The organism is Methanothermobacter sp. KEPCO 2, assembly GCF_041228365.1.
GTDB lineage: Archaea > Methanobacteriota > Methanobacteria > Methanobacteriales > Methanothermobacteraceae > Methanothermobacter > Methanothermobacter marburgensis.
This window is the reverse complement of the sequence record NZ_CP166185.1, coordinates 589,451-610,721: the sequence shown is the minus strand read 5'-3', so window position 1 is coordinate 610,721 and position 21,271 is coordinate 589,451. Positions and strand designations below refer to the sequence as shown.

Here is a 21,271-nt window from a genome sequence, read left to right as displayed (position 1 = left end):
TTAAAATTATGGTCAATTAAACTGCAGGTTAAAGCATCCTCTTTGATTCAAGGAGGGCCTTCAGCTTACCAGGATCATGCCTCCTCCTCCACAGTGGAGTTGCATCCCTATGGTATATACTGAGGTTCTCCTCAAATGTGGCTCCACCATCAGCACGGTAGATTATACCCAGCGGAAACTTCCCTGAACCGTAACCCTCAAGGGACTTCTCAAAGGCAAGCATCCTGTCTGAGGTGTCATGGTCGGTGTAGTAGGTGTTCTCACGGAACCACTGGAACGTGTTGACACGGTTGAAGGTCACACAGGGCTGGAAGATATCCACGAGGGCATACCCATGGTGCCTGATGGCCTCAGCTAGAATGTCCCGGGTCCTCTCAATATCACCTGCAAAGGCCCGGGCAACGAAGGTGGCCCCAAGGGCAATGGCCACTGCAAGGGGGTTGAAGGGCTCCTCAAAGACACCGTGAACCTGCACAGGGGTCCTGAAACCAGGCTGGCTGGTGGGGGATGCCTGCCCCTTTGTGAGACCATAGACCATGTTGTTATGGACGATGTTTGTTATATCAGGGTTCCTCCTTATGTTGTGGATGAAGTGGTTGCCGCCCTCACCGTACATGCAGCCATCACCGCTCACATCGATAACTGTGAGTTCAGGGTTCACAGCCTTTACTGCCACAGCAGCCGGGAGGGACCTCCCGTGAAGGCCGTTGAAGTAGTTACACTTGAGGTACTGGGGGAGCTTGCCTGCCTGACCTATACCTGAGACAAGCACCAGCCTCTCAGGTGGTATATCAAGGTCTGCAAGGGCCATCTTGAGGGCCCGGAGAATCGAAAAGTTACCGCAACCAGGGCACCATGCCACGTCTGCCTCAAGGTCGTAGTCCTCGGGTTTCATACAAAAACCTCCCCTATGAATTTCCTTATCTCCTCAACACTGAAGGGCATACCATTGTACCTGTTGAGTCGATGGTCAACCTCAAAGCCGGCCTCAAGTTTAAGGAGATCAGCAAACTGTCCCCGGTAGTTGTTCTCAATGGCAGCTGTCACATCAAATGACTCGAGAAGCTCAAGGGTATCAGGTGCCAGGGGGTAGACCTGACTGAAGTGCACCATGGTGACCTCGGCATCAGATGACTCAATGGCCTCCCTCACAGGCCAGTAGGTGGAGCCCCAGCATATCACCGCACTGGAGTCGTCACCCCAGACCTCAGGTGGGAGTGCATCATCCCTGAGCATTTCAAGGCGCAGATTCCTCTTCTCGACCATTCTCCTTCTTATATTGAGGTCCTCTGTTATGAAGCCGTCCTCGTCATGTTCATCTGAGTCAACACGTACAAGTCCAGAGCCGTAGCCGGGAATCCCCCGGGGGGAGATACCGTCCTCTGTGAGGCTGAACCTCCTGTAGCTGGCATCCGTCTCTATGATATGATACTCTGGCTCCACACCGATTTCAGGTGCCGGGAGGTTGTAGTAGAGGTCTGCCAGGTACTGGTCTGATAGTATGAAGACGGGTATCTGGTACCTTTCTGCAAGGTTGAATGCATGGGCCGCTATTTCAGGGGCATCCTCCAGTTTTCCAGGGGCGAATATGGCCCTTGCAAACTCCCCTGGTCCCGAGTAGAGAGCCAGGTTCAGGTCCTCCTGGGCTGTCCTCGTGGGTAGACCAACCGCCGGCCCGGGCCTTTGACCAATGTATATGACAACAGGGGTCTCTATCATCCCTGCAAGGCCCACGGCCTCCTCCATGAGGGCAAAACCACTCCCTGAGGTTGCAACAAGTGACCTGGCACCTGCATATGAAGCCCCAAGGCACATGTTTATGGCCGCAATCTCGTCCTCAGCCTGCTCAAATACCATGTCAAATTCATCGGCATTCTCTGCAATGAATATCTGGAGTGGACTTGAGGGGGTCATGGGGTAGGATGACATGAACCTGCACCCCCCTGATATACACCCGAGACCCACGGCCTCAGTACCGTTGAGGATTACGTGTTTCCTGACAGAGGGGTCCGGTTCAACAGAGACTTTCAGGTGCTCTTTTAGTTCCTCACCAACTTCATACCCCTTTCTGCCAGCCTTAAGGTCTGCATTGAGGATCTCAGGCCCTTTACGCTCAAACAGTGACCTTACGGCATCATCGAAAACGCTCTCCTCTACCCTGAAGAGACGGGCTGCGGCGCCTGCAGCCACAACATTAGCGAATATCCGCCCCCCCAGCTTCTCAGCCTCCTCAAGTATGGGGAGGTCAATGGCGTCCTCCTCACCGAGGCTCTTATCTGCAATAATCAGCGTCCCATTGATTCTCTCCCTCAGGTGGTCCACCGCCCCCGGGCTCAGGGCAAATAGAACATCGATACGGTCCACAAAGGCCCTCACAGGCCCTGATGAGACCCTTATCAGGGTGGAGTTTTCACCGCCACGCACACGGGACATGTACTCCTTGGAGGAGAATATATGGTAACCTGTGGCCCTGAAGGCCCTTATAAGGAGTGCCTCAACGGTCTGTATCCCCTGCCCTGCCTCACCGCAGAGGACCAGTGCAACATCATCCCTGACCTCCTTCATTAGAGATTCACCCCCTTTCTATTTTCACATTCTCTTTCAGTGCAGTGCCCTCAGATTAGTCTCCTGAGGTAGCACCTTTGCTCCCTGTTCTTTTCGAGGTACTGCTGGTGGTAGTCCTCGGCCTCATAGAAGGTACCTGCCGGTTCAATGGCCGTCACGATCTTCCCAGTGAACCTTCCGGACTCCTCAAGCTTTCTCCTTGACTCCAGCGCCAGCCTCCTCTGCTCATCGTCATGGTAGAATATCACCGAACGGTACTGCTCACCCACGTCCGGCCCCTGCCTGTTGAGGCTGGTGGGGTCATGGATGCTCCAGAAGACATCAAGGAGGTCACTGTAGCTTACAAGGGCAGGGTCAAAGGTGACCTCAACAACCTCGGCATGCCCTGTAAGTCCGGTGCAGACATCCTCATAGGTGGGGTTTTCCATGTGGCCCCCCATGTACCCCACACGGGTGGATACAACACCCCTGACCCTCCTGAAGGCATCCTCAACTCCCCAGAAGCATCCGGCACCGAAGGTGGCCTTCCTGTATTTTTCCATCCCTAGCACCTACCTTGATACGTTACCCCGCACCTGGGCCTGGTCTGCGGTGAACTTGAAGGGTGCGCCGCCGCCCCCTGCTATGGAGAATGACATGAGGACACTTCCGGTGGGGTTCTTACGGTAGTCAAACGGGCCGCTGATGGTCCAGGAGTAGGTCTGGTTTCCTATCTTCAGTGTCCACCTCCCCATCTGGCCTATACCCCTAAGGTCAGCAGTACCCCCCTTGGGGTCACCGACACCACCCTCAACCGTGAAGCTGGTGCCGGCACTCATCCGGCCAAGGTCAAAGGTCCTGCTTGACCCTGGCTGGAGGAGGAAAAAGCGATTACCAGGGTCCCCCGATACGATGTGCCTGCTACCACCACCGGTGGTGTTATTGGCCTCATAGATGAACTTGCTCTTTGATGGGCCGATGTTGGTTATTGTGAGTTTCACCTCAACTGTCTCGTTTCCCGGGATTTTGAAGTAGGAGCTGTATATGTAGAGGGCTGCAACCGCGATTATTATGATGGCTGCAAAAAGAAGTATGTACTCTGCACCCCCCTGTCCACATCTATCCTTCATTATCATGTAAGATATATATTGTATGATTATTTATATAAAACTGAGGTGTGGTAATGGGACCCGGGGCAGCTTCTGAAACTCCGCCTGTGAGCATGGAGGTTATATTGACTGCGGTGGCTGTGACCCTTGCGGTTGTAGCGGTCATCCTATTGATTGTATTTATAGGTAAACGTAAGAGGTCAAGGGAGGAAGAGGAAAAACCTCTCAGGCCAGAGGTTTCAAAGAACGAGGATATAATAGCCCAGCTCAAGGAGGAATACGGGGTTTCTGATGATGAGGATTCAGGAGACGATTAACAGTTAATATCGGTGAACCAATGAGGGTTGCGGTGCTGGGACTTGGAGCTGAGGGTTTAAGGGCAGTTGAGTCACTGAAGAGAAGGGGTCACAGCGTATACGCCAGTGACATACGGCGCGAAATCCCTGCAAAACCTGAGGGAGTTGACCTTGACCTTGGATTTCATGACACGGAAAAGATAGAGGCTGCAGATGCGGTTGTAATCAGCCCGTCAATGATAAAAACTGAATTCATGGAGCGGTTCAGGGATAAACTCCTCTGCAGGGTCCTTGAGGGCCACAGGAAGCCCAAAACCATTGTGGTCACAGGGACCAATGGAAAGACCACAACAGCCACAATGATAGCACACGTACTTGAATGTGCAGGTGAAAGGGTGCTTCTTGGCGGAAATGCTGGCGGCGGATTTGAGGGTTACACAGAACTCTTTTTAAGGGCATCTGAGGAGGAATTCGACTACCTTGTGGTGGAGGTCTGCGATATGACCCTGGAATTCGCATCAGAGTGCTTCAACATTGACCTCGTGGTCCTCACAAACCTTGGCGAGGACCACATGGACTTCCACGGGTCAATGGAGAATTACAGGAGGACGATGGCAGAATTCCTGAAGGGAAGGGATGCTGTAGTCGGCCCCGGGGAGTCAGATGGAGAACTCAGGGAGGCCCCCCGGATTCTCAGGACCTACAGCGAGTACACCGGGCCCCTGAGGGTTGAGGGCGGATTCAACAGACTGAACGCAGGGGCCGCATCAGAGGCCCTGAGGTATCTTGGGGTTCCAGAGGATATCATAAGGGAAGGACTTGGCAGTTTCGAGCCTGTGAGGGGCCGTATAAGGTCCTTCATCATCAATGGAGCATCTGTTGTCGCAGGTAAAACCGACAACCCCCATGCCCTGAGGGCAGTGCTCTCAGAATCAGACTTTGATGTCATGTTCATCGGGACCCCCAGGAGGTCAGAGAGGTGGCGCCTCCATATCCTTGATGAGGTTGCAGAGTCACCCCCGGAGGTCCTTGTGATATTCCCGGGCCTTGATGACACGGTTGACATGGTACTGGACTACCTCGAGGGCCTTGAAATCCCATCAGAGGTCATTACGGTTGATGACCCTGATGAAATCCCAGGTATGGTCCTTGAGTTTTCCAGGAAATACCGGAGAATCTTCGTGGGCGGAAACGGTCAGGACAGGATAATCAGGGTCCAGGAAAAACTCGAGGAGATCTCCTCCTGTGAATGAACAGCATCACCTGCGTAAGTGGTATATATGGATAACCCATAATAATAACTGGACCGCATATTCTTTAGCATCCGGGAAAATCCTGGATTGATAATAACCATTACTTCATGAGCATGAATACTTTTAACTTAAAACAGATCTATGGGTGCATAAATTGATCAGGAACATGAACGTGCTTGTGCTTGGAGCTGGAAACGCTGGTAGACCCGCCGCAAGATTGCTGAGACACCTTGGAAACAGTGTGCTTGTGAATGACCTCAGGGAACTGGATGAACTGCCCCCCAAGGCCAGAAAGAGAATAGATGAGATGAAAAGGGAGGGTGTAAGGTTCAGGTTCGGGGGTCACAGGATTGAGGACATGCTCTGGGCCGACGCCGTCTTCGTATCACCCAGCATACCCTCTGATGCACCGGTACGTGGGATGCTGGAGAGTGTGGAGAAGGATCTTATTCACATAACAACATCAGACATAGGGAGGGCCCTGAACCAGCTCATAGGCATCCCCATGGTGGGAGTTGCAGGGACAGACGGAAAGACAACAACCACCAACATGATAGACCACATACTCTCATCACGCTACAGGACGGTGTCATTCTCATCGATCCAGGACTCACTGGTCATCGAGGGACTCGTTGAACTCGTGGTGAATGGTGATGTGAGTAACAGGGACATGGCTGTGTTTGAACTCCCACATGGAACCATAAGGATGGCTGATGGCCTTGAAATAGTGGCTGGTGTTGTGACAAACCTCACACCAGACCACATGGATGAGTTCAGGGACTACGACGAATACATTGAGAGAAACTTTTCAATAAAGAACCTCATAGCCCTGGGGGGTATTCTGGTGCTCTGTGGAGATGATCCGGTAATTGCGGGGCTCCTGGATGACCTTGAGGTTAAAAGTGTGGTCTATGGTCTGGGGAATGAAAGGAAGGTTGAGTTCATGGATAGAACCTTCAGTGGCTCGGCAGAACCACAGGTCAGCGCAACAGACATAGACCTCAGGGGTCTTGAGGGCTCAGAGTTCACCCTCAAGGTATCAGAGATACCTACTGCCCTCTGCAGCACCTGCGGATCTTTAAACTGTGGGGAACATGATGGGGTGGTCCATGTCGGCCCCCTTACAGAGAGGATAAAACTCAGGGTACCGGGTCTCTTCAACGTGGAGAACGCCCTTGCAGCCATAACCGTTGCACTGGTACTCGGATTTGACATTAAGGATATTAAAAATGCATTAGAGGAATTCAGGGGTATAAAGGGTAGATTTGAATTCATAGATCAGGTTGATGGTGTGTCTGTTTATATGGACGCAGCCCACAACCCTGAGAGCATGGAGAAACTCTTTGAAGGCATTGAATTCAAGGGAAGGCTGATAATAAGCCTGGACAACCCCGACACCCTCACAGTGAGGGACAAGTACAGGATAGGCCAGATACTGGGTGAAAGAGCTGATGTATTAATTGTGAGCGCCAAGAATGAGACAACAGGTAAGATTGACATTGAAGCGGCCTCTGAAGTTGAAAGGGGTGCCGGCAGGGATAAAACCATAAAGACTGAGAGTGTATATGATAGCATAAGGAGGGCCCTTGAAATCGCAGAAAAGGGGGATACGGTACTACACCTGGGTCCCGGGGTTGTCAACGCCTATGAAAATGTGAGGAATGATATTGAGAGGGCTATAGAGTCAATGAGGGACTCCATAGTTGTTCTTGGAGGCTGCGGAAATGTGGGAAGCCTCATGGCAAGGAACCTCAGGGCGAGGGGTTACCGGGTAATAGTCTCGGATCTCAAGGAAAGCACACCCCTCGAGGATGTCTTCAGGGAGGAGGGAATAGAACTTGACCTTGGGGGTCACAGCATGGAGGTCCTCAGGCGCGCTGGCACCATAGCCATCACACCAGCCCTCGAGAATAACAGGAAGGTTCTTGACCTTATCAGGGGACTTGACGCTGATGTGATAGGCGTTGAGGACGTCCTCAACATGTGCCCTGTTGAGAAACCGGTGGTTGGAGTTACAGGGACCAATGGAAAGACCACGACCACCGGTATTCTCAAATCCATAATTAGGGCTGCTGGAAAGACTGTGCCAGAGCACCACCTCAACATACAGGGCAACACCGAACTGGTACCGGCCCTCCAGGCAAGACTCCCTGGGGACGTGGCGGTGGTTGAGATAGGGACATTCGGGCGGAGGGGTGAGATAAGGCAATCAGCCCTTCTCTCAGGGGTCTCAGTGGGCGTCATAACCAACATATCAAGGGACCACCTTTCAGGTGGAAGGAGGTTCTCTGATTACATTGAATGCAAGAGGGAGATCATTGATACAGCAGAGGTCATAGTACTCAACGCCGATGACCCCATCGTCGCATCATTCGCAGAGGGACTGAGGGAGGAGAGAGCGGTGCTCTATGGTATCCAGAGTATGGAGTCGGCCCCGGTCATGCCAGAGGGGAGGGAATGCCCCAAATGTGGCAACAACCTCAAATATACTCGCAGGACCATGGGGCACCTGGGGGACTATCAGTGTGTCTGCGGCTACCGGAGACCCCAGCCTGAGGTTATGGCACTGGAGGCATCTGCAGATGGATTCAAACTGGTGATAGGCTCCGAGATGAGGAATGTGAAACTCAGGACACCAGGGATCTTCAATGTCTACAATGCACTGGCAGCCGCTGCCGCTGCATGGTCACTTGGCGTGGACATGGATGATATAGTGAGGGGAATTGAGTCATTCGGTGGTGTGAGGGGAAGGTTCCAGAAGCTGATGGACTCACCAAGGGTCATACTTGACTACGCCCACAACCCTGCCGGTGTGAGGGCGGTGATGCAGGAACTTAAAGGTACCGATGGAAGGCTGATGGTCGTAAACACCGTGGCATCTGAGAGCGGAATAGATGGTGATCTGGAAATCGCATCGCTCCTGAAGGATGCATACACAGTTATACCGGCATCCTATGCTGCAAGGAGAGCCTCCCGTATCCTGGGTAAGAGGGTGGTCCATATAGAATCCAGCAGAAAACGTGCTGGGGCGGGGACCCTTGGAGCGAGCCGTGAACAGGTTGAGGAGGCCGTCGGTAAGGCCCTTGAAATTGCAGAACCAGATGACACCGTACTCATAATCGGTGAGGGGGGATTCAGATATGCAGAGGATTATATCAGGTAAGCACATCATTTTACTGGTTATTTTTGCAGCCATCATAACAGCATCAGGTGCATACATCGAGGGAAGTGTTGAACCCCAGCACCCGCTGGAGATAGCAGCCCTTGAGCCTGGAAGCACGGTACTGAAGGGCCAGGACGTCATCGATGAGTCCAGGGTGAGGAGCGTCCCTCTCATACTCCACCCGGACTACATACTTGATGAATTCAACTACATGGACCCTGGAAACCTCCTCCAGGCTGTCCTCACAGGGGCTGTGCATGTCCCGATATCCGAGATGACCTCCGGGATAGACCCCTCAGGAAGATCCACTGTGGATGGTCCGGGGGTACTGAGGGTTTCAGGGGGTAAACTGGTGGTGCAGGAGCCACCTGTCTTCCTCTGGGCATACAAGACACCCTACACCTATGGGGTGAAAAGAGAGAATGGTATGGATATCATTGAGAACGGAAGGAAGGTTAGATTTGTCCCTGCAGATAGTATAAGCAACAGCACCGTCCCCACAGGTACAAATCAGTTAACAGAATAAAGAGGTGGTTCAGAAGGGCTGATGAGGGTGAAGAGATAGTTCTGGACTACCAGCTCTCCAACTTCAGCGATGGCAGGCTCCCTGTTCCACCAGCGAGGATAGAGGAACTCTTCGGTGGGGATGTCCTTGAGTACATGGAGAACTACCCCTCAGGGTCGCCTGTCATGGTGTACACGGGGGGCTACAGGAAGGTCCTGGTATCATCTGCAGTGAGCTACCTGGGCTCATATCCCCAGTACGATGATAACAAGAGGGCCTTCAATGCAAGGGCATTCGCGGCGGCATGGAATGGCACTGTGATTCCACCGGGAAGTGAGGGTTCAGGTAAGGAGACCGTCAGGTTCACTGCATCAAGGGACCCCAAGGCCCCAGGTGGATACGCGTCCCACGGCTCATGTCCACCTGCAAGGGCCCTCAGGGCCGTTGTAACTGACGCAGGGATGCCACTCCCCAGGGGAATGACCTGGGAGTTCCATGCGGTTCTATTCGGATTCAACCCGGCAACCGGGATAAAGGTCAGAAACACAGGAAGGTACCCGGTACTCATTGAGATGTGGACGACGGGTTCAGGTGCAGGTACAACCATATACGCCAGAATCTACAGACTTGAACCGGCATAGGTGGTGGAGTTGATCTCAGCGGTTGTTACAGCGGCAGGGAGGGGTAGCCGTATGTGCAGGGACATGCAGGAACTCGGCCTTGAGCCGGTCCACAAATTACTGCTCCCCCTCAACTCAGTTACTGTAATAGAGAAAACTCTGGATTCCGTGCTCAGGGCGTGTGTGGATGAGTGCATCGTCGTAACAGGCCACCATTCAGGGGAGGTGGAGGCTGCCATAGCAGGTATGGATGTGGAGATCGTGAGGAATGATCCTCCTGATGTTCCACTCTCGGCATCACTCCTCAATGGTGTTCTATCTGCTTCCGGCGAAATCATACTCTGTATCGCCGGAGACCAGCCTGCAGTATCCCCTGAGACCATGGGGAGGATCAGTGAACACGCTGACCCTGAGACGGTTTCGGTACTTGCAAGGGGAAGGAGTGGCTGGCTTGATAGCGCCGAGGGCCTCGGGATGCCCCTTGCAGCGAGCTCAGAGCTCCTTAAAAGGTACCTTCCAATGGGTGATGGAAATATAAATCCTCTGCTCCGTTTGATGGTGGATGATGGCATCAGGCTGTACGGTGTTGAGGCATCAGACCCCATTGAACTTGTAAATATAAACCACTACAGTGATTACCTCAGAATAAGGGGATATTTTGGAGTTAAAAGGAAATAGGTGTAGCAGGGTCTGGAACTATTCATTTAAAAGAAAAAATAGGGGGGACACTGCGCCTAGAATTCTTTTTCCTCGGTCTCCTCTTCAAGAAGATCCAGCCTATCCTCAATCTCCTCAAGGAGCTTACCCACACTCCTGAGGATCTCAAGGGTGTCATAGATCCAGTTTATAACAAGCTCCTGGTCCGCCTCACTCTCATACTTTTTTATCTTCTCCTCGAGGTCAGCAACATCCTCGAGGATCCTGAAGGTCTTTGTCTCAACCACAATCATCACCCCACGGTTTTATGGATTGATCCTACTGGCTTATTGCCTCAAGAGCGTTGACAACACAACCTATGTTCTCACCGTTGAGCCCCACGATGAGTTCATCATCCCTTACACCGGCGTACTGCCTTGAACCGCTGCACCCCATGGTTATGTTTGCCCTCTTCCTCATGTAGGGGCCTGCAACTGCGTCTGCACAGAGTGACTGTATACCTGAGAAGTCTGCCTCAACGCGGCCACCCAGGGTGTAGACGAGGGCCTGTGAGATCTTCATTGCCTGGGCAGGGTTGCAGATGATGACTATGACGTCAGGGTCAAAGGTTGCATCCTCAAGGGGCGCGTATACTGCGGCGTAGAACCTGAGGTCAACGGATGGTATCTCATCAAAGGTTCTCTTGGCGGATGCAAAGCTTGCAAAGCGGCCAAGGTTGTAGTAGAACTCCCCTGTTTTGACCTTCTCTGGTGCCTCATCTATTCCAAGGGCATCTGCACCACCCTTGCATGCCTGGGCCTCTGCAGTTGCATAGAAGGATTTTCCTGCAGCGGCCATCTGGACCATTTCACAGTGCCTTGCAGGTTTATCTATTTTTTCAACGCCCTCAGGAAGGTCATCCTCCCTTAGAACGAGTTTTATAGCCACCGGGGACTTTTCAAGTCCAAGGAGGGTCTTCAGTTTTTCTGATATCACATCATATCCATTCGCAGCGCATACATCAACCACAAGATCACCTCAATCAATAATCTTCACGGGTTTACCGTACTGTCGTTTCTCGAGATGGCCGCAGTCGCGGCACCTGTAGATCACCAGGATGAAATTTCCTGATTCAGGGTATGTCTCCTCAACCTCATCTGCAACTCCACCGCAGACACTGCACCTCACCCTATCTGGTTGATCCATTCTGTAGTGTATCATCAGAACCACAGTGTAATATATGTAAAAAAGAGTATATTAATTTCTCGGTTCTGTCATCCATTCATGCTGATCTCCCGTTTTTTCAGGGTTTCTCTGGCACTGATTGTGGATGGTCTCTGTCAGATTTATGAGGGGATGTCAGTGGAGTCAAGGGTTATTACAAACTCCCTGGCATGTTCCAGGGTTCTTGAGTAGTCCTGGTACATGTAGTTCTCATACAGTATGGCGGGTATTCCCCCCTGAATTATGGGTTCCGTTACGTAGGCGGGGCTTGTCTGTGACTCAGGGAAGTAGTAGGATAGCCAGCTGATCCTGGATGCTAGTTTCAGGGCTATTATCCTGCTTTGCTCATGGGGGAGTGGAGTGAAAACGAACCTCCTCATACCATAGTTGCCCCTGTTGGAGTGCACATCAACTGCCAGGCTGTAGTTACCCCTGGATACATCGGGAACCACGTATCTTCGTGCAAGGAGCTGTCCTGCCATCCTCCCCTTTTCATAGTCCTCCGGCTTAAATGTAACGTTGACCCTGTATACGAAGTACATGTACCTCAGTTTATCCTGGTTCTCCTCAATGGCCTGCAGCACTGCCCTGTGGGAGTCCCCCTCAAGGGGGTGGACCCCTGTTATGTAGGCTATCTTCACCTCTGAGTCCCTGTTCCCGTAGGGTCCAAGTTTCTCAACTGTGCCCATCTTATCAGAGCCCAGAACCACAGCTTCCTTCCTATCTGTGCTGTGGAATGAGGGGTTCAGCAGGTAAACCGTGATTAGGGCTCCTATGATTATGAGTGATAGGATCAATTTTCTCTGCATACTGAACTTCCATTAGTACACTATTTTCCCATTTGATAGTTTGAGGATAAAAGTTTGTTTATTCAACAATGGTTATTAGTTTTCTATAAAAAGAAAAGGGTATTCAGGCACTCACCACTTCAGGTAGAGTCCCTGTCCTCCTGTATTCAACCAGAACCTGTCTGAAGATCTTCCTTGCAAGGGATGGGGTTATGTCGGGGGATCCCTCAACATAGATACCAACATGGTTGGGGCTTCTGCCATTGGCATCCATCCATGTGTATGTGCGCTCCGCCATATCGGTGTATTCGCTCCTTGTAAGGGTAACGGTATCCATGAATCCATAGGGGTCCTCAGGGCCACTGTATTCACCCACATGGATCTTTCCTGTATCATTGAGTTCCAGCATCACAACCCCCCTTGCAAAGATGTACAGTAACTGGGGACCTGTAAAGTTGAATCCCCTGTAATTCACTGTACCGTTACCTGAGTCCATCTCCGCAAGTTCAAGGACAGCCTGAAGGTTCAGCTGGTATCCATCTGAGGTTTTTTCAACTGTTGCCGCTTCACCTTTATCGTCTGCAACACTGCTACCCCTGAGTAGCTGCAGTGCACCGGCTGTCAACAGAAGAGCCACCATAACCGCTGCAATAACCGGAATCATCCTGTCGGAATCCATATCACTCAACCCTGAAACTCCTTATAATTGTGTCTATATCATCCTGTATAAGTGAGATGTCATCAGATGTGAAAAGCAAGGAGTATTCATATGTGCCGTCTGTGAATACAATGTACTCATGCTCTCCGCATCCATTTGAATAATAAAATGATTTTATGGCATATGCCCGGTTGCCATCAACCTTGATTTCCTTCACATATTCCACGGTGTCCCCTTTTTCATAACATACCTCAAGCCAGATGTCCCTTAGTGCTTCAGCATCAAGGGTGTAAGGTTTTTTATAGACGGTCATGATGGAGTTTATACCCATATCATAAGATTTAAGATCAACGACGGCATCTGAACTCCTATCTTCTGGTGTGTAAATAGTCCATGTCTTGGGGTAACTGAATGAGATTCCATTGCCCTTGAACTTATTGAGGTATGATTCTGTTAACGATGACCCTCCAGTTGCATCGACACCATCATAACTGGATTCAGTACCGTAATCGCTAAATACGGTTGCTGAAATCGCAATGGCAATAATCAGGATAAATGGGATTGTAATCGCTATTAGGACCTTTGATGTCTGGCTCTGCTTTTTCCACCAGCTGTTACTCCCCCCTGAGTTAAGTTTAAACCCGCAACTGGAACAGAAGACAGCATCTCTTCTGTTTTCTGATCCACAGTTTGAGCACCTTTTCAAATGCACACCTCCAGTTAAAAAAATAAAATGGGGGCTATCTTATCAGCCCTAGAATACCTGCGATACCAAGGAAAACTGTTCCGGGGATTGCATAGGCAGATATGCTTATAAGAAGCCAGATAGCACTGACTATTAGGATCACACCGCCCCTTCTGGGGTTGTTCCTCACATATACTGATCCTATGATCCCCACAATGGAGGCCAGTATTGCACTGATACCCAGATAGAGGAGTTCAGAGCCGAAAACCGAAAGTACAATGGCAAAAAGACCTCCCAGCAAACCGAAGATCGCCCCAATTATCCCGAGGACAAGTTCAAGTGTCCTTGATGTTTCTACAGCATCACTCATTACAATTCACCTCCATCAGACATTCAGGGTTGTTCTGTATATGGCCGAGTCATCGTCAGCCGCCAGATCAGTGAATATCAGCAGTTCAACCTTCACGGGGGTTCCTGAGTCAATGAAATCAATGGTGCTGAATTTAACTGGCTGACCCGATTTCGCATCATTGATGTTCCATGCGAGTGGATTGTCGTAAAGCAGGTTTCCCTCTGAGTCATACCACTTAAGGTGCATCTCAAGGTAGGAGAAGTCCTTGAGTGGCGTGATCTTTCCCTTCACAGAGTAACTTCCATAGCCCTCTGAGACGACTTCAATATCCTCAACCCTGATTTCAGATTGGGCCTGTGTGTTTGATTTTTCTGCACTGGGCGCTTCAGTAGCGGTGTTGTCTGGCGACATCATCCCGCCTATTGCAACAACAAGTATAAAACCAAGACACAGTGCTCCAATGATAACACCTGCCCTGGTTGCTGAACTCTGTTCATCCCACCAGCTCATTTTATCAACCTCTTTTTTGATCCAGAATTGTTCAGAGATGGAGTATGAAGTATTTCAGTGCCTTTGTGAGTACACCCAGCCCCACACCGGCTGCAAGACCTGTTGAAAATCGCAGAAGATTGTTGCTTTCCCTGTAACCAAGCAGCTGCGTGAATCCGTCTAGAAAGGTTGGCACCATCATAAGTAACGCCACTATTATCAGTGTGATGTCATATTCAATCACTGTGAGGTATGCGTATAGGAAGTATGCAAATGCACCCGTATATATGCCCGTACACCTTGAACATACAGGAAAATAGTGACCTCTTACTGAAAATGTTCTCTCTGGTTTTCTGTGGCACAGATACTTCAGTTTCATATGGACAACACCATCTCTAAAATGTCAATCAGGACAATTAATTAATCAGTACCTCATTATATTTAAATGTTAATGTTTTTCATTTACATTAATAAATTTTTTAAGAATTGTGGTACAATTTTTCATCATGAATTTTCTGCATTCACCCATTAACTTCATTATACCTCATGACATATGATGGCGCAATCATCATAAAGCACCCATCATCTGAATGGTATGAGCAAATTCGGTGTAATGTAAGGGGGGATATCCCTCTTTTAACTGACACCTTACAAGATATCCCATGATTCATGATAAAAAAGGAGTCATTTCTGAATGTCAATCTGTATAGAGGAAAATATATATAGAATAATCAGAATAAGATAACCCCATATGTAATGAATTGTTTTCCCTGAACAAATCTTTGTGATAGGAAAACTTAAGGGACGTGATAATAATGGATACAACGCTGATATCCACAATATACTCCATTGAGCCGGTGATGTTCTGCATAACACAGTTCTCACCAAAGAAGGTTGTACTGCTCAAGGAGGATAAGGCGCCAAGGGAGAAGGAACAGGTCGAACAGGTCCTCAGAGACACCCTGGGCAACTTCGTTGAGATAACGACGTTTGAGACAAGCCTTTATGATGTTGTCACCATTGCAAAGGACATGGTTGAGATCATAGATGAGGAAAGGGCCAACGGAAGGCGTGTTGTGGTTAACATAAGCGGCGGCAGAAAGACCCAGGCACTAGGCGCACTCTTCGGCTGCTATGCCAGGAACCACGATGTCCAGCGCATAGTGTACGTGACCGAGGAGGACAGTGAACTCATAGACCTCCCAATACTGAGCTTCGGGATCTCCAAGACCAAAAAACAGGTCCTTGAGGAACTCAAGGCCGGTGAAACATCGGTTAAGAACCTTGCAGTCAAAATAGGTATAAGCAGGGGGATGACCTACAACCACATAAGGGAACTCCGTGACATGGGGTTCATAGACCGTGAAAAACTTGAAATAACCTCTGCAGGCGAACTTGCAGTGCTTTAAATCATTTTCATGGACACATCTTAACCTATAGGAATTAAAGTGTCCTCAATGCCAATAATCTCTTTAAACAGGACAAACGATTTTTTTGGAAGAGAAAAGGAGATAAGAAGGATTAATGAAGCCCTCAATGACCCCGGCTTTGTGGTTGTGACGGGTAAGATGGGCTCCGGTAAAACTGCTATTCTCAGGAGAATCCAGGAGGAAAACCCCGCAAGAACAACCTTCATTGATATGAGGTGCACCGATATCAGAAGGACCCATGAGGGCATACCTGACTTCAGGAGGATAACTGTTCTTGCAAGAACCGTGGAGTGGAATCTGCTCCTTGACAGCATGCCCCCTGAAAAATCTACCTTCACAGATGCATGGAAGATGTCACAGATGCACTGCATGAGGTGTGCTGTGGCAGCGAGGTACAGCAGAAGACTTATAAGGGATATTCAGGAGGAACTACCCAGGGCGGCTGTTGTTGATGTGCCACCCCTCACAGAAAGAGACACAGAAAGGTACATCAGCCTCAAGGCACCTGGTTTCAGGGCTGTTCGGGCAGGAATAGAATACATCCACAAGATCACAGAGGGCATGCCTCTATTCATTGACAGCTTCCTGAATGTACTATCAGATGGAATCATATACGGCCCCGCGCTCCTTGAGGAGAATTTCAAGGCAAAGTTTCAGCAGATAGCCTTCCCATGGATCGCTGAACTTAACAGCCTAACCCTGAGGGAAAAGAATATATTGAGTCTTTTAAAGGAGGGCCCCCTTGGAGGGGATGAAATACCTGCCAGTAGCAGCGAACTTGAGGAACTTGAACTCCGGGGCCTCATTGAGCTTCAGGGGGATAAATGGAATCTCGACTCAGAGCTCCTCAGAAGGGTCATTGTTGAACTTGAGAATCAGACGGGATGTATCTAGTTTTCTTTTAGAAGGGCCATGGTTGAATTTGAGAATCAGATGGGGTGTATCTAGTTTTCATTCAATAAAAAAAATAAAATAGGGTTATCTGCCCCTCCAGTAACCGAATCCCACCAGGAACACAAGGGCCACAACACCGAGAAGTGCGTAAAGTGGCACCTGGGTTTCTGATGATCCGCTCTGGGTTGATGCTGAAACCTCATAGGCTTTACCTGATTCAGCACCCTTTTCTGTTTCACCATTGGTAGCTGAACTCTGACTTTCAGCCGCTGAACCGGATGATCCACTGCATGATTCACCTGATGAACCTGAGGGTTTCTGTCCTGTCATCCCGGCACTTTCACCATTACTGTCTGAACCTGAATGGCCTGGATTCCCTGAACCTCCTTCCTGCGGTACATTGACTGATGCGCCTGTTGCAGCTGCAAGGGCAGAGGCAAACCTTTTGAGGGACGCCTGGTTGACTGAGGAGACCTTAACAACCCAGTTATTGAAGACTATGTTTGCACAGGTATGGTGGCAGCACACCACACCATACTGCCCGGCAAGTTCAATGTAGCGGTTTGCAAGGTCCCGCAGGACAGCCTTATCTGCATTCCAGATGTTCCGCCTTGCAGCCTCAAGTACCCAGGCAATCATTGACTGGGTTGCAACAGCCTCATAGTCCCTTGATGCCCTGAACCTGTCACTCAGGAGGTTCACTGCAAGCTGCTTCCATAATTCATTGCTCACAGCACCGGTTGTGACGGCCACACCGAACACATTCTTGTACCTTGAGGCATATTCCAGCCAGCCGCTTGGTGAGCTGAGGAGTGAGTCCATGTAGCGCGGGTTGAGTAGCTGGGATCTCACCTCAAGTTCAATCTCCTCTGCAACAGTCCTAACTGTGACCGTGTTCCTGTTCCGTATATCCACCAGTGCGGTGTCAGGGTTACCGCCGAGGTGGCGTGATGCAAGGACCATTCCACCGAACCAGTCATAGTAGTCGTCTGTGTCAATGAGCCTCCAGGTGCTGTCCAGGTTCTGTGTCACGAGGTTCACCTTACCCAGGAGATACTGGAAGGTGCCCCTGTTCTGCTGTATATCCACTCCCCCAGGGGTTGACCTCCAGGCATAGGAGACCCTTGAGAGGTAGACATCTGCAAGTTCAGCGCTGGTATTCCACCTTGAGGTTGCCGGTGTCATATCTGATACCCCTGTACCCTCAAGTACAAGGCCCCTGAGTCCGAAGACACGGTCCAGTGAGCCGCATTCACTGTAGTGCCTCTTAACATAGTTTTCGGTGTCATTTGCCTCTGCAGCCATCTTAACAGCGGCGTTCATGAGGTCTATCCAGAGCTGGTTACCTGTGACAGCAGTTACAAATACGTCGATGCGTGGCCTTGGTATCTCAACGCCGTTCACTGTGATCATGAGTTCTGATGCGTCCATGAGGACAGGTTCAGGTTTGACGTCACCGTTGGTGTTCCACTGGGGCTTAACCCCAAGGAGGTACATGAACTCTGCAATGGCAACCCCATCGGTCCTCAGAAGCTCGGTACCCCACATCACCATTCCGATGAGCTCAGGGAATTTTCCGTGCTTCATGTAGTACTCTGCAAGGAGGGTGTCTGTGATTTTCTTTGCGGTCTCCCAGGCGGCCCTTGTTGGCATCTTCTTGGGGTTTGTGGCGTAGAAGTTGGCGCCTGTTGGAAGCACATCACACCATGCAGGGTCACCTGCAAGGCCTGGACTCACAAATCCACCTCCAAGGGCTGAAAGCAGGCTCTGCCATTCGGTGTTTCCACGTATCTTTCTGATTGTCTCATTGATGAATTCAAGGTCCGTGCCATTTATACCTGCAGGGGCAGTGCCGTTTATGATGTTCCTGATCCATGTCCGTGCAAGGTTCTTAACCGAGGCTATCTCGTCACTGTATCTCAGGGGGTCCTTAAGCATTTCAGTGTAGGCTGGCTTTGAGGGGTAAATGGTTTTCCTGATGTTCTCCAGGAACTCTGACCTTGATGATGCTATGGTGAGAACCTCCTCAACCAGCTCCTCACCCTCAAGCACCCTTCCCAGGCTGTGAAGTCCCAGGGGGATTATGTCTGATTCTATCTCATGGAGACTGAGGTGAAGCCTCTCCAGGGCATCTGTGAAGTTGCCTGACATGTTGAAGCCCATCTCTGAGGCTCTGGATCTGATCTGGGACTCAATGGCCGGGAGTATCTGACTGTTACCAACCTTCAGGGCGTTCTCGTACTGGTGGATGAGGTCATGTATCTCAATGAGTTTACCGTACAGTCCACTCTCAACCATTGCAGGGGTCATGTGGTCGATTATGAGTGCCCCGCTCCGGTCCTTTGCAACCATACCCTCCCCTGGATTTGAGACTATGTAGGGGTAGATGTTTGGTATCCCTGTGAGCTGGAATGGCCAGTCATCCTCCATGAGCCCTATCATCCTTCCAGGGAGGAACTCCAGTGTCCCGTGGGTTCCAAGGTGTATCATTGCATTTGCCCTGAAGACGTTCTCCAGCCACCTGTAGAAGGCTATGTACTGGTGGTGTGGCGGCAGGTAGGGGTTGTGGTAGTCTGTGACCTCGTCCCATCCACGTGCCGGCTGGACCGTCACGAAGATGTTCCCCAGCATTATACCGGGTATCACGATGCTGCCGTTCACCGTCATTATGTTGCCTGGTGCGGCACCCCATTTTGATAGGACCTCTGACCTGAGTTTTTCAGGGAGTTTGCTGAACCATTCCAGGTATTTCTGCACATCAAGGAGCTGTCCATTGGCCTGCAGTTCTGCCCTGTGCTCACTCACATACCTTTCAAGGAGTGGCTGTGCCCAGGTACCCCTGTTACCAGACTCTGAGACTATCCTGTAGAGCTCCTCCACATCGGGTATCCTTTCAACCCTGTAGCCTGTTTCGTTGAGCTTCACCAGGAGGTCGTGGAGGCTCCTGAAAACGTCCAGGTATGATGCCGTGAACCCATCCTTACCTGGAGGGTAGCTGTAGAGTATCACCGCGATTTTCTTATCTGAATTACTGAGTTCCCTGAGCCTTGCCCATCCATCGGCCAGTTTGACGATCTTCTCAACGCCGGGCTGTACCACAACTTCGTTCCATGATGCGTCGGTGTAGGATACAACGATGGGTGAGAAAACACCCTCGAACCCGGGTATCGTGACTTGCCATGTCCATTCATACTGGGCACCCAGCGGGTTTGTGAGGCTTGAGTTGCTGTAGAGCTGCACCCCCTTGATCACAGGGATGTTTATCCTCTCAAACTCTGCAAGCGCCCCACCTGATGGCAGGTTGGCGTAGTTGAGTGACCAGGAGTAGAGGGATATCACCGCGTCTATCCTCCTTGTGATGGGTCCCTTACCGTTAACACCAAGGGCCAGTTCCTCAAGGAGTGAACTCACAGCAGGGTTTGTGGCGCCCTGGTACAGGTTGAATATGGCCCTTCCCTGTTTCTCTGCCTGGCGTATTATCGCGTCCACGGTTGGTGATGGATTGTAGCTTACAACGACGATGAATGGTCCTGTCATGTTTTTGTTTGCTGTGTACCAGTTCTCGAACTGTCTGTAGATATCTGCTCTCTGGCCTTCCGCCCATGCTGAGAAGTTCTGGTCTATCCATCTGAGGCTATCATATGGTGGTATGAGACCAGGGTTGCCCTCTATCCAGGCCTTTATTCTGGATCTTTCTGCAACCACACTCATGACTCCAAGGTCAGGGTGGTAGAGTCCCCAGTCAGGGGCTGCCATGACCGGCCCCTGATTGTTCTCAACCGGGTTGAAGGTGGTCTCACCGAGGAGGTACTGGATGTACTTTATCATGTTCTCCAGGTTCTCCCTGGCAGCTCCCCCTGATGCAAGGGCGTAGTAACTTGCAATGTAGGTATTCTCCACTGTGTCGGGCGTGTCATTTCCCGGTGTTCCACCGAGGAGGTTCAGACCTGTTCCACCGTAGGGGTCGCTGTCTGTGTCTGTGGGGTAACCGAAGGCAGCTGCTATCATGTTCCTCTGGTTCGCGGGACTCCTCAGGAGGTATGGATACCAGGAGTCGCCCCAGCCTGTCCCTGGCATTGCCATGTCCAGGTAGGCGAAGTTCACGTACTCCATGATCCAGTCACTGGCAGCTGAGGATGGGTCCCACATGTCATGGTAGATTATCCTCCTGTTACCCATTGACTTCAGTATGCGTCCCTTCTCAGGGACCGAGCTTATGATGGCTATATCCGGCATGAATGTGTGGTTCAGTGTTTGGCTTGAGGTCACGGTGTATGTCACCGGACGGTAGGTGTGGTAGCTTATCCTCACCTCAACAGGGAATGTGTCACTGAATGTGACCCTGTAGGATCCGTCTGCCGCTGTTCGTGTTTCATTGATAACCGAACCATTGTATATCACGGTGATGCTTGCATTCTTCACTGGCAGGGCTTCCTGTAGTGTGGTGTATCCTCCCGATGTTTCATTGTAGATCTCCTTTATGTGTCCTGAAACCTCCGCTGCGCTGGCCGTGCCTGTCAGTGCAACTGCGAGTATCACCGCCATTACTGTGATGAATCTTTTAATATTTTTCACCTCCTTTTAATTTTATTCAGGTTTACTTTAAGGGAGGCAATATTTAAAAT

At 50.5% G+C, this 21,271-nt stretch carries 22 protein-coding genes; 8 read left to right on the top strand and 14 right to left on the bottom strand.

Annotated elements, in window-relative coordinates:
- Nucleotides 1-28: 28 nt before the first annotated feature.
- Genes AB9H23_RS03250 through AB9H23_RS03235 form a run of 4 tightly spaced genes read right to left on the bottom strand, consistent with a single transcriptional unit; the run spans nt 29 to nt 3,680 of the window.
- On the bottom strand, nt 29-895 hold the full coding sequence (locus AB9H23_RS03250) for a thiamine pyrophosphate-dependent enzyme (protein ID WP_370005548.1): 867 nt from the start codon (nt 893-895) through the stop codon (nt 29-31).
- Nucleotides 892-2,565 carry a 2-oxoacid:acceptor oxidoreductase subunit alpha gene (locus AB9H23_RS03245; RefSeq protein WP_370005547.1) on the bottom strand — a complete coding sequence of 558 codons (1,674 nt, stop codon included), beginning with the start codon at nt 2,563-2,565 and terminating at the stop codon, nt 892-894. Before AB9H23_RS03245 ends, AB9H23_RS03250 begins: the two co-directional genes overlap by 4 nt.
- 50 nt (nt 2,566-2,615) lie before the next feature.
- Nucleotides 2,616-3,107: a peptide-methionine (S)-S-oxide reductase MsrA gene (gene msrA, locus AB9H23_RS03240; protein WP_321211970.1), complete on the bottom strand. Its 492-nt coding sequence runs from the start codon at nt 3,105-3,107 to the stop codon at nt 2,616-2,618.
- A 9-nt stretch (nt 3,108-3,116) separates the two neighbouring features.
- Nucleotides 3,117-3,680: a class III signal peptide-containing protein gene (locus AB9H23_RS03235; RefSeq protein ID WP_321211969.1), complete on the bottom strand. Its 564-nt coding sequence runs from the start codon at nt 3,678-3,680 to the stop codon at nt 3,117-3,119.
- 47 nt (nt 3,681-3,727) lie between these two features.
- On the opposite strand from AB9H23_RS03235, the gene AB9H23_RS03230 reads away from it, so the two are divergent.
- From AB9H23_RS03230 to AB9H23_RS03205, 6 genes are all read left to right on the top strand, one after another.
- Nucleotides 3,728-3,970: a hypothetical protein gene (locus AB9H23_RS03230; protein WP_321211968.1), complete on the top strand. Its 243-nt coding sequence runs from the start codon at nt 3,728-3,730 to the stop codon at nt 3,968-3,970.
- A 20-nt stretch (nt 3,971-3,990) separates the two neighbouring features.
- Nucleotides 3,991-5,202 (top strand): Mur ligase family protein, encoded by a 1,212-nt coding sequence (locus tag AB9H23_RS03225; RefSeq protein WP_321211967.1) that lies wholly within the window; start codon nt 3,991-3,993, stop codon nt 5,200-5,202.
- A 154-nt stretch (nt 5,203-5,356) separates the two neighbouring features.
- Nucleotides 5,357-8,365, top strand: a complete 3,009-nt coding sequence (locus AB9H23_RS03220) for a Mur ligase family protein (protein WP_370005545.1) — start codon at nt 5,357-5,359, stop codon at nt 8,363-8,365.
- The gene (locus AB9H23_RS03215; protein ID WP_370005543.1) at nt 8,343-8,891 is read left to right on the top strand and encodes a hypothetical protein; all 549 of its coding nucleotides are present in this window, start codon (nt 8,343-8,345) and stop codon (nt 8,889-8,891) included. The genes AB9H23_RS03220 and AB9H23_RS03215 overlap by 23 nt, the downstream gene beginning before the upstream one ends.
- 134 nt (nt 8,892-9,025) lie before the next feature.
- Entirely contained in the window at nt 9,026-9,511 is a 486-nt protein-coding gene (locus tag AB9H23_RS03210) for a hypothetical protein (protein WP_370005541.1), read from the top strand.
- Between the two features lie 3 nt (nt 9,512-9,514).
- On the top strand, nt 9,515-10,168 hold the full coding sequence (locus AB9H23_RS03205; protein WP_321211964.1) for an NTP transferase domain-containing protein: 654 nt from the start codon (nt 9,515-9,517) through the stop codon (nt 10,166-10,168).
- 56 nt (nt 10,169-10,224) lie between these two features.
- Here the strand turns inward: AB9H23_RS03205 and AB9H23_RS03200 are convergent, their stop codons facing one another.
- From AB9H23_RS03200 to AB9H23_RS03160, 9 genes are all read right to left on the bottom strand, one after another.
- Nucleotides 10,225-10,440 carry a hypothetical protein gene (locus AB9H23_RS03200; protein ID WP_242451117.1) on the bottom strand — a complete coding sequence of 72 codons (216 nt, stop codon included), beginning with the start codon at nt 10,438-10,440 and terminating at the stop codon, nt 10,225-10,227.
- Between the two features lie 25 nt (nt 10,441-10,465).
- Nucleotides 10,466-11,155 (bottom strand): DUF169 domain-containing protein, encoded by a 690-nt coding sequence (locus AB9H23_RS03195; protein WP_370005539.1) that lies wholly within the window; start codon nt 11,153-11,155, stop codon nt 10,466-10,468.
- A 9-nt stretch (nt 11,156-11,164) separates the two neighbouring features.
- Nucleotides 11,165-11,347 (bottom strand): hypothetical protein, encoded by a 183-nt coding sequence (locus AB9H23_RS03190; RefSeq protein ID WP_300478357.1) that lies wholly within the window; start codon nt 11,345-11,347, stop codon nt 11,165-11,167.
- Between the two features lie 125 nt (nt 11,348-11,472).
- Nucleotides 11,473-12,159, bottom strand: a complete 687-nt coding sequence (locus tag AB9H23_RS03185) for a hypothetical protein (RefSeq protein ID WP_370005537.1) — start codon at nt 12,157-12,159, stop codon at nt 11,473-11,475.
- Nucleotides 12,160-12,262: 103 nt separating this feature from the next.
- Nucleotides 12,263-12,817, bottom strand: a complete 555-nt coding sequence (locus AB9H23_RS03180; protein WP_370005535.1) for a pseudomurein-binding repeat-containing protein — start codon at nt 12,815-12,817, stop codon at nt 12,263-12,265.
- A gap of 1 nt (nt 12,818) precedes the next feature.
- Nucleotides 12,819-13,502, bottom strand: a complete 684-nt coding sequence (locus AB9H23_RS03175; protein WP_370005533.1) for a PsbP-related protein — start codon at nt 13,500-13,502, stop codon at nt 12,819-12,821.
- A gap of 34 nt (nt 13,503-13,536) precedes the next feature.
- A complete protein-coding gene (locus tag AB9H23_RS03170) occupies nt 13,537-13,851 on the bottom strand; it encodes a DUF4064 domain-containing protein (protein ID WP_013295728.1) in 315 nt (104 codons plus the stop codon).
- A 15-nt stretch (nt 13,852-13,866) separates the two neighbouring features.
- Complete coding sequence (locus AB9H23_RS03165) at nt 13,867-14,343, bottom strand: hypothetical protein (RefSeq protein WP_370005531.1); 477 nt, start codon at nt 14,341-14,343, stop codon at nt 13,867-13,869.
- A gap of 31 nt (nt 14,344-14,374) precedes the next feature.
- Complete coding sequence (locus tag AB9H23_RS03160) at nt 14,375-14,701, bottom strand: DUF2085 domain-containing protein (protein ID WP_370005529.1); 327 nt, start codon at nt 14,699-14,701, stop codon at nt 14,375-14,377.
- A gap of 436 nt (nt 14,702-15,137) precedes the next feature.
- Between AB9H23_RS03160 and AB9H23_RS03155 the strand changes: the two genes are divergently transcribed.
- Both AB9H23_RS03155 and AB9H23_RS03150 read left to right on the top strand, forming a co-directional pair.
- Entirely contained in the window at nt 15,138-15,731 is a 594-nt protein-coding gene (locus AB9H23_RS03155) for a CRISPR-associated transcriptional regulator Csa3 (RefSeq protein WP_013295725.1), read from the top strand.
- Between the two features lie 48 nt (nt 15,732-15,779).
- Nucleotides 15,780-16,646, top strand: coding sequence for an AAA family ATPase (locus AB9H23_RS03150; protein WP_370005527.1), 867 nt, complete (start codon nt 15,780-15,782; stop codon nt 16,644-16,646).
- 84 nt (nt 16,647-16,730) lie between these two features.
- On the opposite strand, the gene AB9H23_RS03145 is transcribed toward AB9H23_RS03150, so the two are convergent.
- Nucleotides 16,731-21,221 carry a cobaltochelatase subunit CobN gene (locus tag AB9H23_RS03145; RefSeq protein WP_370005525.1) on the bottom strand — a complete coding sequence of 1,497 codons (4,491 nt, stop codon included), beginning with the start codon at nt 21,219-21,221 and terminating at the stop codon, nt 16,731-16,733.
- Between the last annotated feature and the right edge of the window lie 50 nt (nt 21,222-21,271).

Coding starts and splice junctions, on each gene's coding strand:
- AB9H23_RS03165 (WP_370005531.1), bottom strand. CDS start 14,343: ATGAGCTGGTGGGATGAACAGAGTTCAGCAACCAGGGCAGGTGTTATC.
- AB9H23_RS03150 (WP_370005527.1), top strand. CDS start 15,780: ATGCCAATAATCTCTTTAAACAGGACAAACGATTTTTTTGGAAGAGAA.
- AB9H23_RS03185 (WP_370005537.1), bottom strand. CDS start 12,159: ATGCAGAGAAAATTGATCCTATCACTCATAATCATAGGAGCCCTAATC.
- msrA (WP_321211970.1), bottom strand. CDS start 3,107: ATGGAAAAATACAGGAAGGCCACCTTCGGTGCCGGATGCTTCTGGGGA.
- AB9H23_RS03250 (WP_370005548.1), bottom strand. CDS start 895: ATGAAACCCGAGGACTACGACCTTGAGGCAGACGTGGCATGGTGCCCT.
- AB9H23_RS03155 (WP_013295725.1), top strand. CDS start 15,138: ATGGATACAACGCTGATATCCACAATATACTCCATTGAGCCGGTGATG.
- AB9H23_RS03190 (WP_300478357.1), bottom strand. CDS start 11,347: ATGATACACTACAGAATGGATCAACCAGATAGGGTGAGGTGCAGTGTC.
- AB9H23_RS03170 (WP_013295728.1), bottom strand. CDS start 13,851: ATGAGTGATGCTGTAGAAACATCAAGGACACTTGAACTTGTCCTCGGG.
- AB9H23_RS03230 (WP_321211968.1), top strand. CDS start 3,728: ATGGGACCCGGGGCAGCTTCTGAAACTCCGCCTGTGAGCATGGAGGTT.
- AB9H23_RS03245 (WP_370005547.1), bottom strand. CDS start 2,565: ATGAAGGAGGTCAGGGATGATGTTGCACTGGTCCTCTGCGGTGAGGCA.
- AB9H23_RS03215 (WP_370005543.1), top strand. CDS start 8,343: ATGCAGAGGATTATATCAGGTAAGCACATCATTTTACTGGTTATTTTT.
- AB9H23_RS03200 (WP_242451117.1), bottom strand. CDS start 10,440: ATGATTGTGGTTGAGACAAAGACCTTCAGGATCCTCGAGGATGTTGCT.
- AB9H23_RS03235 (WP_321211969.1), bottom strand. CDS start 3,680: ATGATAATGAAGGATAGATGTGGACAGGGGGGTGCAGAGTACATACTT.
- AB9H23_RS03180 (WP_370005535.1), bottom strand. CDS start 12,817: ATGGATTCCGACAGGATGATTCCGGTTATTGCAGCGGTTATGGTGGCT.
- AB9H23_RS03210 (WP_370005541.1), top strand. CDS start 9,026: ATGGAGAACTACCCCTCAGGGTCGCCTGTCATGGTGTACACGGGGGGC.
- AB9H23_RS03225 (WP_321211967.1), top strand. CDS start 3,991: ATGAGGGTTGCGGTGCTGGGACTTGGAGCTGAGGGTTTAAGGGCAGTT.
- AB9H23_RS03160 (WP_370005529.1), bottom strand. CDS start 14,701: ATGAAACTGAAGTATCTGTGCCACAGAAAACCAGAGAGAACATTTTCA.